Origin of the sequence: Curtobacterium sp. B18 (assembly GCF_000333375.1) — a bacterium.
In the GTDB taxonomy this organism is placed as follows: Bacteria; Actinomycetota; Actinomycetes; order Actinomycetales; family Microbacteriaceae; genus Curtobacterium.
Genome location: NZ_BACZ01000599.1, coordinates 1 through 929, shown reverse-complemented (window position 1 = coordinate 929; position 929 = coordinate 1). Strand labels below are relative to the sequence as shown.

Here is a 929-nt window from a genome sequence, read left to right as displayed (position 1 = left end):
CGCTGCCGGCAACCTCGATGAGGTCGAGGCCCGGTGCACTCTCGACCGAGGTGGCGGCGACGACCGAGTAGCGGGAGTCGACTGCCGTCCGCGCGACCCTCGGTGAACGCATCGGACACCGAGAGCACGCCCGACGGCTCCTGGTCGGACAGCCCGGCGATGCGCGCTCGGTCCTCCGGCGTGATGCTGCGTTCGAACGCCTGGATCGCGTCGTTCGGCCCCTCGTACACGAGCGGGACACGGGTCGAGCGTCCGATGAGACGGAAGGCGGGTTTCTGGACGAGGCGGTACTGCACGGGAGTGCTCCCTTCGACGGTGAGACGGAAGGACAGCCGACCCTGCGACCGGAGGACGGCGCCGGGCTCGCGCGCCTCCTGTGGCCCGATGCCGTGCACGGCTCGGAACGCCCGCCCGAACGCATCGGCCGAGCCGTACCCGAAGCGCGCGGCGACGTCCGAGACGGTCGTCGTCCCCGAGGCGATGACGGCGGCAGCGAGCGTCATCCGGCGACGCCGGACGTAGTCGGAGAGCGGCATGCCGGCGAGCGCGGAGAACACCCGCCGGAAGTGGTACTCGCTCGTCCCGGTGATGCGCGCGAGCTCGTCCACGGCGAGCACCGTGTCGTCCGGGCCGCCGTCGAGGTGTTCCTACATCCGTCAGGCCAACACGCAGCTCGACCAGCTTGCCCATGACCGCGGCGCCGACCATGCCCCCGCGGGCAGCGTGGTCGTGCTCTTGTCGGAGCGGCTTGCGGTCGACCCCCAGCACGCCTCGATCGCCCAACCTTACGTGTACCTGACCTCGCCCGACGTAGTACTGGGGATGGTCGGCGATGTGACCGCCGTCTGGGCGAATCTCCTGACCGCAGCGACCGGACAGATGTCCGAGACCGATCAGAGGAAGCACCTGCGTTCAGTCCTCGGGACACG

2 protein-coding genes are annotated in these 929 nt (G+C 70.2%); one reads left to right on the top strand and one right to left on the bottom strand.

All coding sequences use genetic code 11. The annotated features are described in order from the left end of the window. Window positions 1-608: AraC family transcriptional regulator (locus I5E_RS22000; RefSeq protein WP_222836479.1), on the bottom strand; the 608-nt coding region annotated here is incomplete at its 3' end. Between the two features lie 10 nt (window positions 609-618). On the opposite strand from I5E_RS22000, the gene I5E_RS26045 reads away from it, so the two are divergent. Beyond that, the coding region (locus I5E_RS26045; RefSeq protein ID WP_222836478.1) for a hypothetical protein at window positions 619-929 on the top strand (311 nt) is incomplete at its 3' end.